This is a genomic window from Bacteroides sp. CACC 737, from assembly GCF_013874375.1.
Classification (GTDB): Bacteria; Bacteroidota; Bacteroidia; order Bacteroidales; family Bacteroidaceae; genus Bacteroides; species Bacteroides uniformis.
The window spans coordinates 85,020-104,648 of sequence record NZ_CP059408.1 but is presented as its reverse complement, the minus strand read 5'-3'; the positions used below and the strand labels follow the sequence as shown (position 1 = coordinate 104,648).

Genomic DNA, 19,629 nt, shown 5'->3' with positions numbered 1-19,629 from the left:
AAAGAAAAGGAAAATCACAAAGACACAGAGATACAGAGAGCTTATATAATATAAAGAATAAGCTCTGTGCCTCTGTGTCTTTTACAAACCTTATACAGAAAAGGATTTTAGAACGGCCTATGCCCTCCGAAACGGCCAGGACCATGCCCCGGACCAAAGCCCGGACCACCGAAGCCACGTCGACCCTGCATCTTGTCGCGTGCGGCCTTGCTGCCGAAAATATTCAGACGATAGATGAAGTGAAGCATGCAATAGCTGTTCACGCCGTTATATTCGTACACCGAGCGACCGCTTGCAGTCAGCGAACGACTGATGTTGCTCTGCCTCTTCAGAATGTCGTACATCTCGAAGCTGACAGTGGCATTTCCTTTCAGAAAAGTCTGCGACAACTGCGCATTCCAGATAAGCTCATTACGGTTCATACTACTGTCCGTATATCCGCGACGGCTCTGATTGGCAATGTTGGTAAAGAGCGTCATGTTCCACGGCATGGAAATCTGCGTATTGGCACCGTAGGAGAAGGTATAGGGCTCCTGGTTATTGTCAGGCGTCAGTTTATCCTTCTCTATTGAATAGGAAATGCTTCCGTTCAAGCCGAATTCAAACCAGTCGTTACGATAGGCGGCATTCAGACGTTCGCCCAGCGTCAGGTTGGTGGTCGTATTCTTCCGTTCCACGGCATCTGCTCCCTTACCGGACGTCAGATAAGCCACATTGTTCTGATATCTGGCATTGGAGAAAGAACTGATGGTGTACTTCTTATTGGGCAGCGCTGTATTGAAGCCGAACAAGCCGAACGCATTCCAATTACCGTTGATATTCTTCGGAGTTGTAGTCCATCCACCGGTTTCCGAATTGTACACACGGCTGTTGCTGATGCTATTCTGCGTTGCCGAGAAATTGACGTGCGACATAATACCGCGTTGCTTTTCGGCATTATACGTATTATAGAAAAATCTCATGCTGTGCGTGAAGGAAGGCTTCAAGCCCGGATTACCGATACGCACATTCTGCGGATTGGAGTTGTCCACAATCGGCAACAGATTCTCCATACTCGGTTGGCTGCTACGCCCGCGGTATGTTATACGCAGCTGGCTCACTTTGGAGAAACGGAGGCGCAAGTCCAGGTTCGGAGCGAAGTTGAACACATTGCGGGTGGTATCAATCATATAGTCGCCACGTTTATAGGACAACACAGAATGTTGCGGCTGAAACGACATACCTGCGCTCAGCTGATACTTCTCGCGGATAAAGCGCAAGGACACGGATGCATCGTGGTTGTAGTAGCGATATTCCGCATACTTACCCAGACTGTCCACCGCATGCTCTTCATATCCCGTGGGAAGCTGGGTTGACAATCCCCAATCCGGAAAGCCCTGCAAATCGTACGTCGTCTTGTCACTCTCACTGTACTTGTACTGGAACTGATAGCTGAATTGCAGGAAAGTGGCACGGGCTATCGGTTCGCTGTAAGTCAGCTGTGCACTGTAATTGTAGTTCTTGGTAGGAGTAGTGATGTACTGGTTACGTACCAAGATGGAGTCTCCTCCCAAAGCATTCAACAACTGGAAGTAGTGCGTTTCCGACTCCGTATACTGGTTGTTGTCAGTATTGGTATAACCGAACCTTCCACGGAACGTGACATTGCGTCCTTTGTCATTCAGCTTTCTGTTCAACTGCAAGGTTGCATCCGTAGACACACTCTTATTGTCACTCAGCGAACCGCTATTGATGGCATTTATACGGATACTTCTCAACGGGTCATCGTCCGGATTGAGAATCTTCTCCAGATTCAGCCAGTTATTGGGGTCGCTCACCAGACTGTAAGGGTCGGAATTGAACGTACCGTTCTCAGAATTGGAGAGATTGTCCGTTTTACCATACGAGAAGTTGGGGCGGAAAATAATATTCGTCATCGAATCCGGCTTCCACTCCATACGGAAATCGGCATTGAAATTCTTGGCTTTGTTACGTTGCTTGCTGTTCGAGTTGGAGTAAGAGTTGCCGTCCGGCAGAAAGTCCTCGGTAGAGCCAATGCTTGCAATGTCCCCATCCTGATAGTTGTAGCGTGCACTACCACCCAGTTCCAGTTTATCGGTCTGGGTAGCGAAGTTTACACCCAGCATTTTCGTTGCAGTAAGTCCGTTGTTCCTGCGCCAGCGCGGAGGACCGCCACCGCCTGAAAAGCCTTGGTCGTTCACGTTATTGGCAGAGCCAATAAGAGTAACTTGAGTATTTTCAACAAGACGGTTCAGCATAACACGTCCCATGTAGCGGTCTTCCGTACCTCCGGCCACATCGGCATTACCGAACCACCCCTGGTTCATGCCTTTCTTTACGGTCAGGTCGAGCACCGTCTCCTCCTCACCGTCGTCAATACCGGTGATACGTGCCAAATCGGACTTCTTGTCGTAGGTTTTCAGCTTCTCTATCATATCTACCGGCAGATTCTTCAAACCGGTCTTTACGTCTCCACCAAAGAACTCCTTCCCGTCGACCATAATCTTCGACAAGTCCTTACCGTTGATTTTCACATTCCCCTCGTCATCAATCTCCGCACCGGGCAACTTCTTCACCAGCTCTTCGAGCATGGCTCCCTCGGGGGTACGATAAGCAGAGGAATTATAGACCAATGTATCTTCCACCACCTGCACTTGCGGCGCTTCTGCCGTAACCACAGCCTCGGCCAGCATCACCGCATCCGTTTCCAGTGTCAGGGTACCCACGTTCTTGGCGGTTGTCGTGGCATAAAGATGTAAAGGGATGTACCGGCTCTTGAACCCGATATAAGAAACCTTTAGCACGTATTTACCCGCACTGACTTTGGGAAGAGTGAAATAACCTTGTGCCGTAGTAGCCGTACCCGATGCCTGGACACTGTCTGGCAACAAAAGCAACTGCACGGTAGCTTGTATCGCGGGCTCCTTGGTGTCCTCCACGACACGGCCCGATACCGTAATGTTTTTGGTCTGTGAGAATGCAGACAGCGTTGTTACCAACAGCAACGCCATCCCCGTGATAATTTTCTTCATGTGTCTATTCTTTGTCTATTCTTAAATGAACAATGCCTTTTATTCACTGTTTCATTTGACAGACTTCCGGGCAAAAGGTTTAATGCCCCACATGACGATTTGCTCCGTTTATCGACTATTCCGCTTAAATAATCTATCAACTGTCGCTTTCTTTATACCAAATTCCAAGCAAAGCACATTCAATATAAGAAATATGAGAAAAGAAGAAGAATCGACCGAAAGGAGGTCACCCTGCGCCACCCGGTAGAGCATACCGCCGAAGATAAAAAGAACGGTCAGAAAGATGGCATTGCGCGTGGCCTTGTTGCGCACCTGCTCTATCTCCTTATTCTCGTTCTTCGTCAAGGCAAAGATTATCATCAGTGCCCCCATCATCATCAGGAGTTTGGAGCATTCCTTGTAAAACAGCAAGTTGGCATCTGTCACTCTTCCCCACAATAGGAATATGAAAGGAAGGAACAACGCCAGAGCTATGATGAAATAACCCAGCGGACGGCAATAAACGGGAAGTAATGCTCTCATTTCTATCAATCAATTACAAATTACTAATTACAAATAGCGGGAGGCAGATGACGGAAACACCTTGCCACCCATAGAATTTCACGGGACAAAGATAACGTTTTATTGCCAAAAGAGCTATCTTTGTGCCACAATATAATGAAGAAGGCTCCCTTTCCTTCATAATCCGTAACATCAGTAATTGGTAATTCGTAATTTGTAATTAACAAGATGAGTAAACAAGAAGTAATCCTTTGCGAAGGACTGGCAAACAGCCTGACGCATGCCATAGCGAAGCGTCCCCATGACAAGCTTTTCATCCTTACCGACGAGCATACCCACCGCCTCTGCCGCCCGCATCTGGACGGTATCCCCGCCCTGGAAGAAGCGGAAGAGATTATTATCGGGGCAGAAGATGTGCACAAGAATATGGAAACGCTGGCTGCCGTATGGCAAGCCCTGAGCGAGAAAGGGGCCAGCCGCCACTCCCTGCTCATCAATCTGGGCGGTGGCATGGTGACCGACCTTGGCGGTTTTGCCGCTTCCACCTTCAAGCGGGGTATCGCCTACATCAACGTTCCCACTACGCTGCTCGCCATGGTCGACGCTTCCGTGGGAGGCAAGACGGGCATCAACTTCAACGGTCTGAAGAATGAAATCGGCGTCTTTGCTCCTGCCGCCTGCGTGCTGCTGGAAACCGAGTTCCTGCGCAGCCTCGATGCTCATAACTTCTTCTCCGGCTATGCGGAGATGCTGAAGCACGGCCTCATCAGTACCCCGGAACATCTGGCAGAACTGCTGGCCTTCGATACGGAGAAGATAGATTATGCCTTGCTGAAGTCCATGGTAGGACGTTCCGTGCAGGTAAAGGAACACATCGTAGAAGAAGACCCGCAGGAACATGGCATCCGCAAAGCCCTGAACCTGGGGCACACCGTGGGACACGCCTTCGAAAGCCTCGCCCTTGCCGAAAACCGTCCGGTGCTGCACGGCTATGCAGTGGCATGGGGGCTGGTCTGCGAACTATACCTTTCTTATATAAAGACCGGATTCCCGAAGGACAAGATGCGCCAGACCATCCAATTCGTCAAAGAGAATTATGGCAGCTTCTCCTTCAACTGCAAACAGTACGACCAGCTGTACGAACTGATGAAGCATGACAAGAAGAATACCGCCGGAGTCATCAACTTCACCCTATTGAAAGAAGTGGGTAACATCTGTCTCAACCAGACGGCAGACAAGGATACTATCTTCGAGATGTTCGACTTTTATAGGGAGTGCATGGGAGCATAGCACTCCCGGCAAGGAGAGACAGTATTCTCTGAATTCTTCCACATTCATCGCTCACTCCTCCCCCGAAAAGTCCTCCGTATCATTTTCCATCCCAACCGGGTCTTCATCCGGAATTCCCGTCTTTCCCTCGGCCCGCTCCTTTCGCAGCGTTTCCGGCCGCAACATATCGTGAGGGAAATATCGGCTAAGCGGATAACGGTAGAAATCCATCCCGCTGTTCAGCCTCGCCACCAGCGACTTATCCGGACGAAAATAGACACGAGATAAGCGCACCTTGCCCGGCATCACATCGTCGGGATGCTCAAACCCGTCACTCGTCACCGCCACATGGAAGGAACCCAGCCCCTTAATGGTCACCGACTCTCCCTCCATCAGCGCTTCCTCTATAAACTTCGGCAAATCTATCAATACACTCTGCACGTCTCCCGAACTCATCCCTTTTCTGGATGCCATACGCTGCGCCAGCAGCTCTGCCGTCACACCTCCACGCCGCTGTAACACACGCTGCACAGCATAATAGAGTTGCTTCACCCCTTCCGCCGTGCGGAAAACCTTCTTTCGAACCAAATAGACTATACTCATACTCTTTTCACAATGAACATAATGTTTCTTACTGCAACCAGACTGCCGACACCCCACCCGAAGTTTACTTCCCCTCAACAGAAAGCCAGTTTCCATACGGCCGGACAGCTATTCCCCAACATGCACGAGATGCACATCTCATGCAGTTCGAGACATACATCTCAACACACGCGAGATGTGCATCTCATACAGCAAAGATAATCATATTCCACCTGATATACAAATATCTTTCATGTATCGGGGAATAATGTTCCGCACCAGCTTACTCCGGCTCTTATCATTAATTAACAATGCCGCATGCAGGGTTTTCGCAAATATGCTATTTTTATAAAAGTGAAGCCTATTCCGAATGTTTAATTTAAAAGAGTACACTATGAAAATAAAGTCAATCTTTAACAAGAAAATTTTAATCGCTATTGCAACCATCAGTTCCTTAAGCCTCCAATCATGCCTGGACGACGATGATAATTATGCCATGAGATTCCCCAATGCCCTGGTAACGGTAAAGACCGATGCAGACCAGACAGTCTTTCTGCAATTGGATGACAAGACCACTCTGCTGCCTACCAACATGACGAAATCTCCCTATGGCGAAAAGGAAGTCCGCGCTTTGGTAAACTACAAGGAAGTGGACGAGCCCAGCGATATCTACACCCAAGCTGTACATATAAACTGGATAGACAGTATCCTTACCAAACCCATCGCCCCGGATTTGGGTGAAGAGAACGATACCGTATACGGCACCGACCCGGTGGAAATTGTGAACGATTGGGTGACCATTGCAGAAGACGGTTATCTAACCCTTCGCTTTAGAACTCAGCAAGGAGACTATCAAACAAAGCACTTTGTCAATCTGCTGCTGAGCGAGAATCCGGAAAACCCGTATGAAGTAGAATTCCGCCACAATGCCAAGGGCGACATTTACGGCAGGTATGCGGACGGACTGGTTGCTTTCAAGTTGGATGCCCTGCCTGATACAGAAGGCAAGACCGTTAAATTGAAACTGAAGTGGAAATCATTTAGCGGCGAGAAGTCTGCGGAATTCGATTATTGTACCCGGAAATCCGTAACGCCCGAAAGTCCGGCTGTCACTTCCGTAAGAAACAGCCTAAACCTGCAATAACTTCATTCAAAGTATGCCTGCCCGCTCAAAGCCATTGCCTTGCGAAGCAGGCATACAAGTAAAAAGAGAGCAGGACACGTTGACCGAAAGCCTTGAAACTGCAAAATATAGGTTCATTCAATAAAAAAAGCACTATAAATATTTGCTATTTTAAAATAAAGCCGTACATTTGCACCCGCAATTCGGGATGTAGCTCAGCCCGGTAGAGTACGCGTCTGGGGGGCGTGTGGTCGCAAGTTCGAATCTTGTCATCCCGACTGTTGAGCATTAAGGAGTTAAGTCTAAGACTTAACTCCTTAATTTTTATAGTATTTCTTAATGACAGACTTGCTGCCATAAATATGCTGAATATGTACAAAAAGAAGACGGTGCCTATTCGCTTCAGCGGGAATAGCTCATCAAATTACTGGAATTCTCGTAAGAAATCTCTATTTTTGCACTTTAAACAAGAAAAATTATGGGAGCAGCTAAATGGATAGGCGGCATCATCGGCTTCATGGCCGGAGGACCGCTGGGAGCCTTGGCAGGTTTTGTATTCGGTTCACTGTTCGACACCGATTCAAGTGGCGCAGGCAGTTATTATGGAGAAGAACCAACGCACGGCACTACCTATACCGGGCAACGGAACAGTTTCCTCTTCTCCATGCTCGTGATGGCTTCGTACATTATCCGTGCAGACGGGCGCATCATGCATAGTGAAATGGAATTCGTCCGCCGCTTTCTGAGAAGCACATTCGGTGAGGCTGCCGTGGGCGAGGGAGAACGGATATTACTCAACCTCTTCGAACAGCGCAAGCAGATGGACAGACAAAACCCACTGGCATTTAAAAACACCATCCGTGACTGCGGAACGCAGATTGCCGCCAACCTGACATACGAGGAACGCTTGCAACTGCTGGTATTCTTGGTAGAAATTGCCAAAAGCGACGGACACGTCTGCAACGAGGAGATAGAAGCCTTGAAAGAAGTGGCCATGTACATGGGACTATCCGTCAAGGAAGTGGAATCCATGCTCAACCTGGGCGGCAGCTCACTGAACGAGGCCTATAAAGTACTTGAAATTGAACCTACCGCCACCAATGACGAAGTGCGTGCCGCTTACCGCCGCCTAGCCTTGAAACACCATCCCGACCGGGTGGCAACGCTGGGCGAAGACATCAAGAAAGCCGCAGAAGAGAAGTTCCAAAGCATCAACAATGCCAAAGAACAGATATACAAGGCACGAGGTATGAAATGACATACCTCGTGCCTTGCCTTGTGGACAGCATCATGACGTTTATAAACATTCTATATTAACATCAACCCACACATTTATGAAGAAAACCCTTGCAATCCTTGCACTAGGCCTTACTGCCATTGCCGGACATGCCGCCACGCCGCTCTGGATGCGCGATGTGCAAATTTCTCCCGACGGTACGGAAATCGCATTCTGCTACAAAGGAGACATCTACAAGGTGCCTGCCAAAGGTGGAACCGCCACACAGCTTACTACCCAAGAGAGCTACGAATGTACCCCCATATGGTCGCCGGACGGCAAACAGATTGCCTTTGCCAGCGACAGATACGGCAACTTCGACGTATTCGTGATGCCGGCAGACGGCGGAACCGCCCAACGGCTCACTACCCACTCCACCGGCGAGATACCCTCCACATTCACTCCGGACGGAAAGTATATCCTGTTTTCCGCCTCCATCCAGGACCCGGCAAGCAGCGCTCTTTTCCCCACGTCGGCCATGACCGAGCTTTACAAAGTACCTGCAACGGGAGGGCGTACGGAACAAGTGCTGGGTACCCCTGCCGAAGCGGTCTGCTTCGACAAGGCGGGCCAGCAGTTCCTCTACCAAGACCGCAAGGGATTTGAAGATGAATGGAGAAAGCACCACACCTCCTCCATCACCCGCGACATCTGGCTGTATGATGCAAAGACGGGCGCCCATACCAACCTCACCGACCACGCGGGCGAAGACCGCAACCCGGTGTTGTCACCCGATGGAAGAACGGTTTACTTTCTGAGTGAGAGAAACGGCGGCTCATTCAATGTGTATACCTTCCCACTGGCACAGCCCCGAGAGGTGAAGCCCATCACCAGCTTCAAGACACATCCCGTGCGCTTCCTCTCTATGAGTGACGGCGGGACGTTGTGCTACGGTTACGACGGCGAAATCTATACCCAGCAGCCGGATGCCACCCCGAAGAAAGTCGCCATAGAAATTGTGCGCGATGACCGGCCGCAATTCGCCAACCTGCAGTCTTCCGACGGAGCCACTTCTGCCGTTGTGTCCCCGGACGGAAAGCAGATTGCCTTCACTCTGCGCGGCGAAGTCTTTGTCACTTCGGCAGACTATGCCACTACCAAGCAGGTGACGCACACACCGGCACGCGAAGCGGGCCTCTCCTTTGCGCCAGACAACCGCACCCTGGCCTACGCCAGCGAGCGAGGCGGCAACTGGCAGCTCTACCTTGCCAAGATAGCCCGCAAGGAAGACCCTAACTTCCCGAACGCCACGCTGATTGAAGAAGAAGTGCTGCTGCCCTCCACCACCGTGGAACGTGCCCATCCGCAATTCTCGCCCGACGGTAAGGAACTCGCCTTTATCGAAGACCGCATCCGGCTGATGGTGCTCAATCTGGAAACGAAGAAGGTGCGCCAGATTACGGACGGCTCCACCTGGTACAGCACCGGCGGAGGATTTGACTACGCATGGTCGCCGGACGGCAAGTGGTTTACACTTGAGTTCACCGGCAACAAGCACGACCCCTACTCCGACATCGGCCTGGTCAGCGCAGAGGGAGGCAAAGACATCATCAACCTCACCAATAGCGGCTACATGAGCGGCTATCCCCGCTTTGCGCTGGACGGCAACGCCATCCTCTTCACCACCGAACGCTACGGCATGCGTGCCCACGCCTCATGGGGCTCGCTGAACGACGCCATGCTCGTCTTCCTCAACCAAGACGCCTACGACAAATACTGCCTGAGCAAGGAAGACTACGAACTGCGCAAGGAGCTGGAGAAGGAACAGAAGAAGTCTGCCGGAAAAGACACCCCCCAAGACAAAAACAAGGATAAAAAGAAGAAAGACGACAAGAAAGACAGCAATACTGACGAAAAAGATGACCAGCCGAAAGACATCGTCGTCGAGCTGCGAGGCATCGAAGACCGTGTGGTGCGCCTCACCCCGAACTCTTCCGACATGGGCAGCACCATCATCTCCAAGGATGGCGAGACACTCTACTACCTGGCAGCCTTCGAAGGTGGCTACGACCTCTGGAAGATGAACCTCCGCAAGAAGGAAACCAAACTGCTGCACAAGATGGATGCCGGATGGGCAGACATGCAGCTGGACAAGGACGGTAAAAACCTCTTCCTGCTGGGCAGCCGTAAGATGCAGAAAATGGACACTTCATCCGATGCGCTGACCCCCATCACCTTCCAGGTAGATGCCAAGATGGATTTGGCTGCGGAGCGCGAATACATGTTCGACCACGTGTACCGCCAGCAGCAGAAGCGATTCTACAATACCAATATGCACGGAGTGGACTGGGAGAAGATGACCGCCGCCTATCGCCGCTTCCTGCCCCATATCGACAACAATTATGACTTTGCCGAACTGCTGAGCGAATGGCTGGGCGAGCTGAACGTATCTCACACCGGCGGCCGTTTCTATCCCAAAGGGCAGTCCGAGCCTACTGCCAGTCTGGGACTGTTCTTCGACTGGAACTACACGGGCCGGGGCATGCTCATTGCCGAAGTAGTAGAGAAAGGCCCCTTCGACACAGCCAACACCCGGGTGAAAGCCGGCACAGTCATCGAAAAGATAGACGGCGTGGAAATCACCCCCGATGCGGACTATTACACGCTGCTCAACAACAAGGCACGGAAGAAAACACTTGTTTCTCTCTTCGACCCGCAGACCAAGGAGCACTGGGAAGAGGTCATTATCCCCATTACGAACGGTGCGTTCAGCGATTTACTCTACAGCCGCTGGGTGAAACAGCGCGCGGCAGACGTTGACCGATGGTCGGGTGGCCGATTGGGTTACGTGCACATTGAGTCTATGGGAGACGACAGTTTCCGTTCTGTCTACTCGGACATCCTGGGCAAGTACAACAACCGCGAAGGCATCGTCATCGACACCCGTTTCAATGGCGGCGGACGCTTGCACGAGGATATAGAAATACTTTTCAGCGGACAGAAATACTTCACCCAGGTGGTGCGCGGCCGCGAGGCGTGCGACATGCCCAGCCGCCGCTGGAACAAACCCTCCATCATGGTGATGTGCGAGGCCAACTACTCCAATGCGCACGGCACGCCGTGGGTATACAGCCACCGCGGCATCGGCAAGCTGGTAGGTATGCCCGTGCCGGGAACCATGACCAGCGTCTCATGGGAACGCCTGCAAGACCCGTCATTGGTATTCGGCATCCCCGTCGTGGGCTACCGCCTACCAGACGGCAGCTATCTGGAGAACTCGCAGCTGGAGCCGGACATCAAGGTAGCCAATTCACCCGAGACCATCGTGAAGGGAGAAGACACACAACTGAAAGCTGCCGTAGAGGAACTGCTGAAGGAACTCGAAAAATAAGTACCGCCCTGCCCCACGCAGGAATACCGGCCATATAGGCCAATATATATTGAGGTTGTGTCAAAATGCTGACACAGCCTTTTTTTATGCGCAAAGCCCAGACTTTCTCAAGCCCGGGCTTTGTTATTACCCAAAGTTTTCGTATCTTTAGGCATAAAGTTTTTCGTTATGGCAAAGTTACATTTTCGTCCTTACATTCCCAACCAAACCGTTCTTTTTCCACAAAGAATTGATGAAAACATAGCTGCGAACGACCCGGTCCGCATCGTGAATGCTGTTATTGACAACCTCAATCTTGAGAGTTTCAAGAAGCTTTATAAGGAAACGGGCCGTTGTCCTTATCATCCTAAAATGATGCTTAAGGTGATAATCTACGCCTACATGAATAATATCTATTCTTGCCGTAAAATAGAGAAGCACCTCCTTCGTGACATTCATTATATTTGGCTTGCCGGTAATGAGCATCCGGATTTTATCACGATCAACCGTTTTCGTAACCGTGTAAAGGAGGAAATAAATAATGTATTTACCCAGTTGATTTTTGTCCTTGCCGATAAAGGTTTCATCAGCCTTGATGTGGAGTATATTGACGGCACCAAGATTGAATCCAAAGCCAACAAATATACTTTTGTCTGGCGCAAGACAGTCGAACGGAACCGTACGAGACTAATGGATAAAATCCGTATTCTCTTGGAGCAGGTGGATGAAACCATTGCACAGGAGAACTCTATAAAAGACACATCCGTGGAGTTTACTTCCTGCAGGCTCTCTGACATAGTGGATGAACTTAAAGAAGCCCTGGAACGCCAGCCTGCAACAAAGGATAAGGAAGAAAAGAAAGCCCTGCGCAAAAAGAAGAAGCAGGTCAGGGAACTTGAAGGGTATCGTGACAAGCTGATAGAATATGACAATCACCTTGATACCCTTGGAGAACGTAACTCCTATTCCAAGACCGATCCTGGTGCCACATTCATGCGCATGAAAGAAGATGCCATGAAGAACGGGCAGACCAAACCCGGATATAATCTGCAAATAGGTACTGAAAACCAATTTATCACAGACTTCCGTCTGTTTCCCAACCCTACCGATACACTGACCCTCATACCTTTTTTCCACTCTTTCCAGTACCGCTATAACCGTTTACCGAATATCTGCGTGGCAGACTCCGGTTACGGTTCGGAAGAAAATTACCGGTTCATGCAGGAGAATGGGATAGAAGCCTTCATCAAGTACAATTACTTCCATAAAGAACAGCGTCCCCGTTATACTCCCAACCCGTTCCATGCCGAAAGTCTCCATTACAATGCCCAAGAGGATTATTACGTTTGTCCTATGGGACAGCACATGAACCGTATAGGAACCAAACGTGACAAGACAGCGAGCGGATACATCACCGAAAGTGCCCGGTATAAAGCAAAAAGATGCGAAGGTTGCCCTTTGCGTGGCAGTTGTTTTAAAGCTCGGGGGAACCGTATTATAGAAGTCAACCACCGATTAAATCAATACAAACGGCAGGCACGGGAAAGGTTGCTCTCAGAAGAAGGTATCAAGCATAGAGGCAGGAGGTGTATAGAACCAGAAGCTGTGTTTGGACAAATGAAATACAACATGGCATACAGAAGATTCCGGCATGTGGGAGAAGACAAGGTTACAATGGACTTTGCTTTCTTTGCTATAGCCTTTAATATCAAAAAAATGTGCGCTAAACTGATAAAAGAAGGAAAGGGGCTCATTACAGTTGCCAAATATTTGTTTATGGGACTATTTATAACCCGATATAATTGGAATATAGCAACTTGCTGCCAAATGCATGAGGAAAAAGTAGCATAGCCAAAAGAAAATATAGCAGAACTTAAAATATAAAAGAGGTTGTGCCAACGTTTTGACACAACCTCTTTTATATACTGAATTAGTCAAGACTTAATCTGACAGTTACGTATAAAAAGAATAAATTTGTAACAGAAAACAGATTAAGTTATGACAACATCAGAAAAGGTCATCAAGAACAAACTGGGATTGCTTGAACTCTCCCAACAGTTAGGAAACGTATCACGTGCTTGTAAGGTTATGGGCTACAGTCGTGACAGTTTTTATCGTTTCAAAGAGTTGTATGAACAAGGCGGTGAAGTCGCCTTGCAGGAGATTTCTCGCCGTAAGCCTGTCATAAAGAACCGTGTGGAAGAACACATCGAGCAGGCAGTCGTACAGATGGCGATAGACAATCCTGCATTGGGGCAAGTCCGTGTATCCAATGAGCTACGTAAGAAAGGTATTCTTATTTCGCCGGGCGGAGTGCGTTCCATTTGGCTACGGCACGATATGGAGACCTTCCAGAAACGCCTGAAAGCATTGTCAGCCAAAGTGGAACAAGAGGGCATTATCCTTGATGAGAACCAAGTGGCGGCATTGGAAAAAGCAAAAGAAGAAAAGCAGGCTCATGGAGAGATAGAAACTTATTATCCCGGTTTTCTACTTGCCCAAGACACTTATTATGTAGGATATATCAAAGGTGTGGGACACATTTATCAGCAGACCGTCATTGATACTTACTCCAAAATCGGATTTGCCAAGTTGTATGACAGAAAGAATGCGCTTGTTGCTGCCGATATGCTTAACGATAGGGTTATTCCTTTTTTCGAGCAGCATGACTTGAAACTGATGCGTATGCTAACAGATAGAGGAACAGAATACTGCGGAAACAGAGAAAATCATGAGTATGAATTGTATTTGGCTGTGGAAGACATTGATCATTCTAAGATTAAGGCGAAAAGCCCTCAGACAAACGGTATATGTGAGCGATTTAACAGAACCGTGCAGAATGAGTTCTATGCTATTGCATTCAGAAAGAAAATCTATACCTCTATCGAACAGCTGCAAGCAGACCTTGATATGTGGATGAACTCCTACAATACCCAAAGAACACACTCTGGAAAGTACTGTTTCGGGAAAACGCCCATGCAAACTTTTATCGAAGGAATCGCTGTGGCAAGAAAGTATCAACTGCAAAATCAGGAAATGATAAAACCGAATGAGCAGGATAAAATCTCATTCGGTTGTGAGGATGATGAAACTTGTGTAACTTCGCAACAAACATCTGACAGTTTTTTTGTCCGATAGTAAAACAAATGTCAGAACAAGTCTTGACTATTACATATATACCACAAGAAAACAATGCCTTTTTCTATCTCACTTTTTTGCACTATCTTTGTGGCATAAACTCCTAACTCTTTAACTGATTATGTTTGCTGACTTGTTAAACTCCTCCTATTTCGCGCTCTTTCTTATTGTGGCTTTAGGCTTCATGTTGGGAAGAATCAAGATTAAAGGGCTTTCACTCGACGTCTCCGCTGTCATCTTCATTGCCCTGCTGTTCGGACACTTCGGCGTCATCATCCCCAAAGAGTTAGGCAACTTCGGACTGGTGCTGTTTATCTTCACCATCGGTATCCAGGCCGGTCCCGGATTCTTCGACTCCTTCCGGAGCAAGGGCAAGACACTTATCGTCATCACCCTGCTCATCATCTGTTCTGCCGCCCTCACAGCCGTAGGATTGAAGTACGCTTTCGATATAGACACACCCAGCGTGGTCGGTCTCATAGCCGGCGCGCTGACCAGTACGCCGGGACTCGCCGTAGCCATCGACAGCACCCACTCTCCGCTAGCCTCCATCGCCTACGGTATCGCCTATCCCTTCGGTGTCATCGGCGTCATCCTCTTCGTCAAGCTGCTGCCCCGCATTATGCGCATCGACCTCGACAAGGAGGCGCGCCGACTGGAGAAGGAACGCCGCAGCCAGTTCCCGGAACTGACAACCTGCCTGTTCCGTGTAACCAACCCCGCCGTCTTCGACCGGAGCCTGATGCAAATCAATGCGCGCGCCATGACCGGAGCTGTCATCTCACGCCATAAGCACAATGAGCAGATAGCCATCCCCACCGCCCAGACCATACTTCACGAAGGCGACTACATACAAGCCGTGGGCAGCGAAGAGGCCTTGAACCAGCTCGCCGTCCTCGTGGGCCAGCGCGAAGAAGGCGAACTGCCACTCGTAGACATGCAGGAGATTGAATCCCTGCTGCTCACCAAGAAGGATATGATAAACAAGCAGCTGGGCGACCTCAACCTGATGAAGAACTTCGGCTGTACCGTCACCCGCGTCCGCCGAAGCGGTATCGACCTCTCCCCCTCGCCAGATCTGGCACTGAAGTTCGGCGACAAGCTGATGGTGGTAGGCGAGAAAGACGGTATTAAAGGCGTGGCACGCCTACTGGGCAACGACAACAAGCAACTGTCCGACACCGACTTCTTTCCCATCGCCCTGGGTATCGTGCTGGGCGTGCTCTTCGGCAAGCTGAACATCTCCTTCTCGGACAGTCTGTCGTTCTCACCGGGACTGACGGGAGGCATCCTCATGGTGGCCCTCTTCCTCAGTGCCATCGGAAAGACCGGTCCCATTCTGTGGTCTATGTCCGGCCCAGCCAACCAACTGCTGCGCCAGCTGGGACTGCTGCTCTTCCTGGCCGAAGTGGGAACCTCGGCAGGACGGAACCTGGTAGCCACATTCCAGGAAAGCGGCTGGCTCTTGTTCGGCGTAGGTGCCGCCATCACGCTGGTACCCATGCTGGTGGCCGTCATCGTCGGACTGTTCGTATTCAAGATAAACATTCTCGACCTGCTGGGCACCATCACCGGTGGCATGACCAGCACGCCCGGCCTTGCCGCCGCCGACTCCATGACGGACAGCAACATACCGAGCGTAGCCTATGCCACGGTATATCCCATTGCAATGGTATTCCTCATTCTGATAATCCAGGTGATATCCTCTGCAGTCTACTGAAATATGAAAACTTACAACCGAACAGAAGCTATCGCCCGCATGAACGCACTGGCCGAGGACAATGTGCCCTTCCTCTTCATCGTAGACTACGCACAAGAGCAGTCGCACGTAGAGCCCCTCGACCAGATAAATCCCGCCACTTGCCTTTTCCAATTCCCGAAGGCAGGCAACGTGGGGGTAGCTGCAACAGCCGCCCGATACGCCGGTCTTATTCAGTGGGACATCACTCCCCCTTCCCCCGCCGCATACAAACACTCGTTTGACCTCGTGAAGCAAAATCTACTGGCGGGCAACAGCTACTTGACAAACCTCACCTGCCGGGTGCCCGTCAGCACCAATCTGACAATGGAAGAAATATTCCTTCACTCCGAAGCCTTGTACAAGCTGTGGCTGAAAGACCGTTTCGTCTGCTTCTCCCCCGAAATCTTTGTCCGCATAGAGAAGGGCAAGATAAAATCCTTCCCCATGAAAGGCACCATCGACGCTACCCTGCCTGATGCGGAACAGCTTTTGATGCAGGATGCCAAAGAGGCCGCCGAGCATGCCACCATCGTCGACCTGATACGCAACGACCTAAGTATGGTGTCAGAGCACGTAGAAGTAACCTCCTACCGATACATAGACCGCCTGCAAACCAACAAAGGCCCCATCCTCCAGACCAGCTCCGAAATATGCGGGACCCTCCCCGAAGATTATACCGCACACATCGGCGACATCCTCTTCCGCCTGCTTCCCGCCGGTTCCATCACCGGTGCCCCCAAGCCCAAAACCGTGGAAATCATTGCAGAGGCAGAAGACTACGAACGGGGATTCTATACCGGCATCATGGGGCATTATGCCGACGGACAGCTGGACAGCGCTGTCATGATACGCTTCATCGAACAGAAAAACGGCCGGCTCCACTTCAAGGCAGGAGGCGGCATCACCGCCAAAAGCCGGTGGGAAAGCGAATACAACGAAGTAATACAGAAAATATATGTGCCTATTTATTGAAACCATACGCATCGACCACGGAAAAGCCTGCAACCTTTCCCGCCACAATCGGAGGCTGAACGATACCCGCGCCCACTTCTGGCCGGAAAGTACACCGCTACAACTGCGTGACCATTTGTCGTCTCTCGGCTGCGAGGCAGGTATCGTCAAGGCACGCGTAGTGTATGGTGAGAAAGGTATTGAAGATGTCAGCTACTCCCCCTACACCATGCGGCACGTGCATTCGCTGGCACTGATACAGGCAGACCACATCGACTACACCTACAAAAGCGCCGGACGCGAACCGCTGAACCGCCTCTTTGCCCTGCGCGACGCATGCGACGACATTCTGATTGTGAAACAAGGCCTGCTGACAGACACCTCCATCGCCAACATCGCCCTTTCCGACGGCACCCACTGGTACACGCCGGCACATCCCCTGCTGAAAGGAACCAAACGGGCAGCCTTGCTGGAAGAAGGAATCTTGCAGGAAAAAGACATCAGACCGGAAGACTTGCCTTCATTCTCTACTGTCAGGCTGTTCAATGCCATGATTGACTGGGGAGAACTGGAACTCCCCGTACGGAACATCATCCCGTAGAGCCTCTACTCGTGCATATCGTTGAGATGTATCTCCAAAGACTTCACCGATATATATATTTCGTACACCGATATGGCCAGCGAAATAATCAGCAATATCAGCGCCAAACCGAAGATATAGGCCGAAAGCAGATGGAGACGGATATAGACAAAGAACATGCTGACCACGCACAGCAGCAGGCTGCCGATGCCCGCCACCTGCATGGCACGCGTCAGGTAGAGCCGCTTCCTCAGGTTGGCAATCTGCGCCGCCTTCACCGAAGACGGGTTCTCCATGTACTGTTCCTTCAAGGTGCGCACCAGTTGGGCATAGGACAAGAAACGGTTGGTATAGGCCAGCATAATCAGCGATATGGCCGAAAACAGCAAGGCGGGGGTGGCTAAATCTATTTCCATAAGAATGATGCTTAATTATATCTATCCGTCCCGATAGCAGGACTTACCTCCGCAAAGATAAACGAAAGATTGAAACCACAGAAACAAGTTTCCTTTTTTCCATTTCCCAAAGATTTATCCTACTTTTGCAGTGACAATAAAAAAACTCCTTACCACCGTAACTTAACAAATACGACCATGCGATATACCGTTTCCGCTCCTGCCTCACTGCACGCAGCCATACAGCTCCCGGCATCCAAAAGTATCAGTAACCGGGCACTCATCCTCCACTCCCTTGCCCACGGCAATATCCTGCCCCGCAATCTGAGCGATTGTGACGACACCATAGTGATGACTCGCGCCCTCGACGGAAATCCCGGACATATAGATATCCTTGCCGCCGGCACCGCCATGCGTTTCCTCACCGCCTACCTCAGCGTAACTCCTGGCACCCGAATCATCACCGGCACGCAACGCATGCAGCAACGCCCCATCCGCATACTGGTAGACGCCTTGCGCGAACTCGGTGCTCAGATTGAATACGTCGGGAACGAAGGTTTCCCCCCACTACGCATCACCGGCACAGCATTGAAAGGCGAAGAAATATCCCTTGCCGGAAATGTAAGTTCCCAATATATATCCGCCCTGCTGATGATTGGCGCCGTACTCCCCCAAGGATTACGCCTGCACCTAACGGGCGACATCATCTCCCGCCCTTACATCAACCTGACCCTGCAACTGATGCGCGACTTCGGTGCCCAAGCCGACTGGGCCTCCAAAGATTGTATCACCGTCAGCCCCGGCGGATACACAGATACTCCTTTCACCGTGGAAAGCGATTGGAGCGCCGCCTCTTACTGGTATCAGATGATGGCAATAGAAGGAATTAAAAATGAAAAAATAAAAATGAAAGGGGGAGACAGAAGTAGCGCGAAAGAAAGTGAAGACAGCACGAAGGAAGAAGCGCACACGGCAGAAATCGAACTGCTCGGTCTCTTCGCCCACAGCTATCAAGGCGACAGCCGCGGCGCGGAAGTCTTTGCCCGCCTCGGCGTCCATACCGAATATACAGACCGGGGAGTAAAACTGATCCGTAAGGGTACTCCCGCCACCCGTCTCGACGAAGACATGGTGGACATCCCGGACCTGGCGCAGACCTTTGTCGTCACCTGCTGCCTGATGGACATCCCTTTCCGCTTCACCGGACTGCAAAGCCTTAAAATAAAGGAGACCGACCGTATCACCGCCCTCATTACGGAACTGCGTAAACTGGGTTACGTCGTGCGCTCCGAGCAAGACAGCATCTTGTTGTGGGATGGCAAACGCTGCCCGGCAGACGCTGACCCCGTCATCGCCACCTACGAAGACCACCGTATGGCCATGGCATTTGCCCCCGCCTGCCTTGTACTGCCCCAAATACAGATAGATGAACCACAGGTCGTTACCAAATCTTACCCTGCTTACTGGGAAGACTTGCAAAAGGCGGGATTTAAAGTCTGCCAAAATGCAATGCAATCTTAGAATAAAGCTTTTATTCTTAGAAATACAGCCTTTATTCTTAAGAATATAACCTTTATTCTTAGAAATAAAGGATACATTCTAAGATTAGGATGTATCCAAAGTAGTTTTACACTACGTTCCAAGCAAGTAATGCCTGCGTCGGGTGGAAGTAATCTGCCTACCTGCAATCTGACTCATTATTTTGTCGTGTACAAAACAATATGTATCTTT

The 19,629-nt window shown here is 50.3% G+C and carries 14 protein-coding genes and 1 tRNA gene; 11 read left to right on the top strand and 4 right to left on the bottom strand.

Annotation, left to right across the window (positions count from 1 at the left end):
* Nucleotides 1-107: 107 nt before the first annotated feature.
* Nucleotides 108-3,032, bottom strand: a complete 2,925-nt coding sequence (locus H1A11_RS00595) for a TonB-dependent receptor (RefSeq protein WP_181757592.1) — start codon at nucleotides 3,030-3,032, stop codon at nucleotides 108-110.
* 108 nt (nucleotides 3,033-3,140) lie between these two features.
* Nucleotides 3,141-3,554, bottom strand: a complete 414-nt coding sequence (locus H1A11_RS00590; protein WP_117599293.1) for a hypothetical protein — start codon at nucleotides 3,552-3,554, stop codon at nucleotides 3,141-3,143.
* Nucleotides 3,555-3,761: 207 nt separating this feature from the next.
* Between H1A11_RS00590 and aroB the strand changes: the two genes are divergently transcribed.
* Nucleotides 3,762-4,823, top strand: a complete 1,062-nt coding sequence (gene aroB / locus H1A11_RS00585) for a 3-dehydroquinate synthase (RefSeq protein WP_117599292.1) — start codon at nucleotides 3,762-3,764, stop codon at nucleotides 4,821-4,823.
* A gap of 51 nt (nucleotides 4,824-4,874) precedes the next feature.
* Here aroB and H1A11_RS00580 read toward each other — a convergent pair whose 3' ends face one another.
* Nucleotides 4,875-5,405 carry an HU family DNA-binding protein gene (locus tag H1A11_RS00580; protein ID WP_008665685.1) on the bottom strand — a complete coding sequence of 177 codons (531 nt, stop codon included), beginning with the start codon at nucleotides 5,403-5,405 and terminating at the stop codon, nucleotides 4,875-4,877.
* A gap of 373 nt (nucleotides 5,406-5,778) precedes the next feature.
* Here H1A11_RS00580 and H1A11_RS00575 point away from each other — a divergent pair, with 373 nt between their 5' ends.
* The 9 genes from H1A11_RS00575 to H1A11_RS00535 all read left to right on the top strand — a co-directional run bounded on the left by H1A11_RS00575 (nucleotide 5,779) and on the right by H1A11_RS00535 (nucleotide 17,524).
* Entirely contained in the window at nucleotides 5,779-6,528 is a 750-nt protein-coding gene (locus tag H1A11_RS00575; protein ID WP_165491384.1) for a NigD-like protein, read from the top strand.
* Nucleotides 6,529-6,711: 183 nt separating this feature from the next.
* Nucleotides 6,712-6,785 (top strand) — tRNA-Pro (locus H1A11_RS00570).
* A gap of 200 nt (nucleotides 6,786-6,985) precedes the next feature.
* Nucleotides 6,986-7,765 (top strand): DnaJ domain-containing protein, encoded by a 780-nt coding sequence (locus H1A11_RS00565; protein WP_120137815.1) that lies wholly within the window; start codon nucleotides 6,986-6,988, stop codon nucleotides 7,763-7,765.
* A gap of 76 nt (nucleotides 7,766-7,841) precedes the next feature.
* Nucleotides 7,842-11,114: a S41 family peptidase gene (locus tag H1A11_RS00560; protein WP_181757591.1), complete on the top strand. Its 3,273-nt coding sequence runs from the start codon at nucleotides 7,842-7,844 to the stop codon at nucleotides 11,112-11,114.
* Between the two features lie 168 nt (nucleotides 11,115-11,282).
* The gene (locus H1A11_RS00555) at nucleotides 11,283-12,944 is read left to right on the top strand and encodes an IS1182 family transposase (protein WP_061411457.1); all 1,662 of its coding nucleotides are present in this window, start codon (nucleotides 11,283-11,285) and stop codon (nucleotides 12,942-12,944) included.
* A gap of 147 nt (nucleotides 12,945-13,091) precedes the next feature.
* Nucleotides 13,092-14,231 (top strand): IS481 family transposase, encoded by a 1,140-nt coding sequence (locus tag H1A11_RS00550; protein ID WP_094582489.1) that lies wholly within the window; start codon nucleotides 13,092-13,094, stop codon nucleotides 14,229-14,231.
* Between the two features lie 121 nt (nucleotides 14,232-14,352).
* Entirely contained in the window at nucleotides 14,353-15,951 is a 1,599-nt protein-coding gene (locus H1A11_RS00545; protein ID WP_117599288.1) for an aspartate:alanine exchanger family transporter, read from the top strand.
* A gap of 3 nt (nucleotides 15,952-15,954) precedes the next feature.
* On the top strand, nucleotides 15,955-16,944 hold the full coding sequence (locus tag H1A11_RS00540) for an aminodeoxychorismate synthase component I (protein ID WP_181757590.1): 990 nt from the start codon (nucleotides 15,955-15,957) through the stop codon (nucleotides 16,942-16,944).
* Nucleotides 16,928-17,524 (top strand): aminotransferase class IV family protein, encoded by a 597-nt coding sequence (locus tag H1A11_RS00535; RefSeq protein WP_117964907.1) that lies wholly within the window; start codon nucleotides 16,928-16,930, stop codon nucleotides 17,522-17,524. The genes H1A11_RS00540 and H1A11_RS00535 overlap by 17 nt, the downstream gene beginning before the upstream one ends.
* Before the next feature lie 5 nt (nucleotides 17,525-17,529).
* Here the strand turns inward: H1A11_RS00535 and H1A11_RS00530 are convergent, their stop codons facing one another.
* Complete coding sequence (locus H1A11_RS00530) at nucleotides 17,530-17,919, bottom strand: DUF2721 domain-containing protein (RefSeq protein ID WP_181757589.1); 390 nt, start codon at nucleotides 17,917-17,919, stop codon at nucleotides 17,530-17,532.
* Between the two features lie 177 nt (nucleotides 17,920-18,096).
* Here H1A11_RS00530 and H1A11_RS00525 point away from each other — a divergent pair, with 177 nt between their 5' ends.
* Nucleotides 18,097-19,419, top strand: a complete 1,323-nt coding sequence (locus H1A11_RS00525; RefSeq protein ID WP_181757588.1) for a 3-phosphoshikimate 1-carboxyvinyltransferase — start codon at nucleotides 18,097-18,099, stop codon at nucleotides 19,417-19,419.
* Nucleotides 19,420-19,629 lie beyond the last annotated feature (210 nt).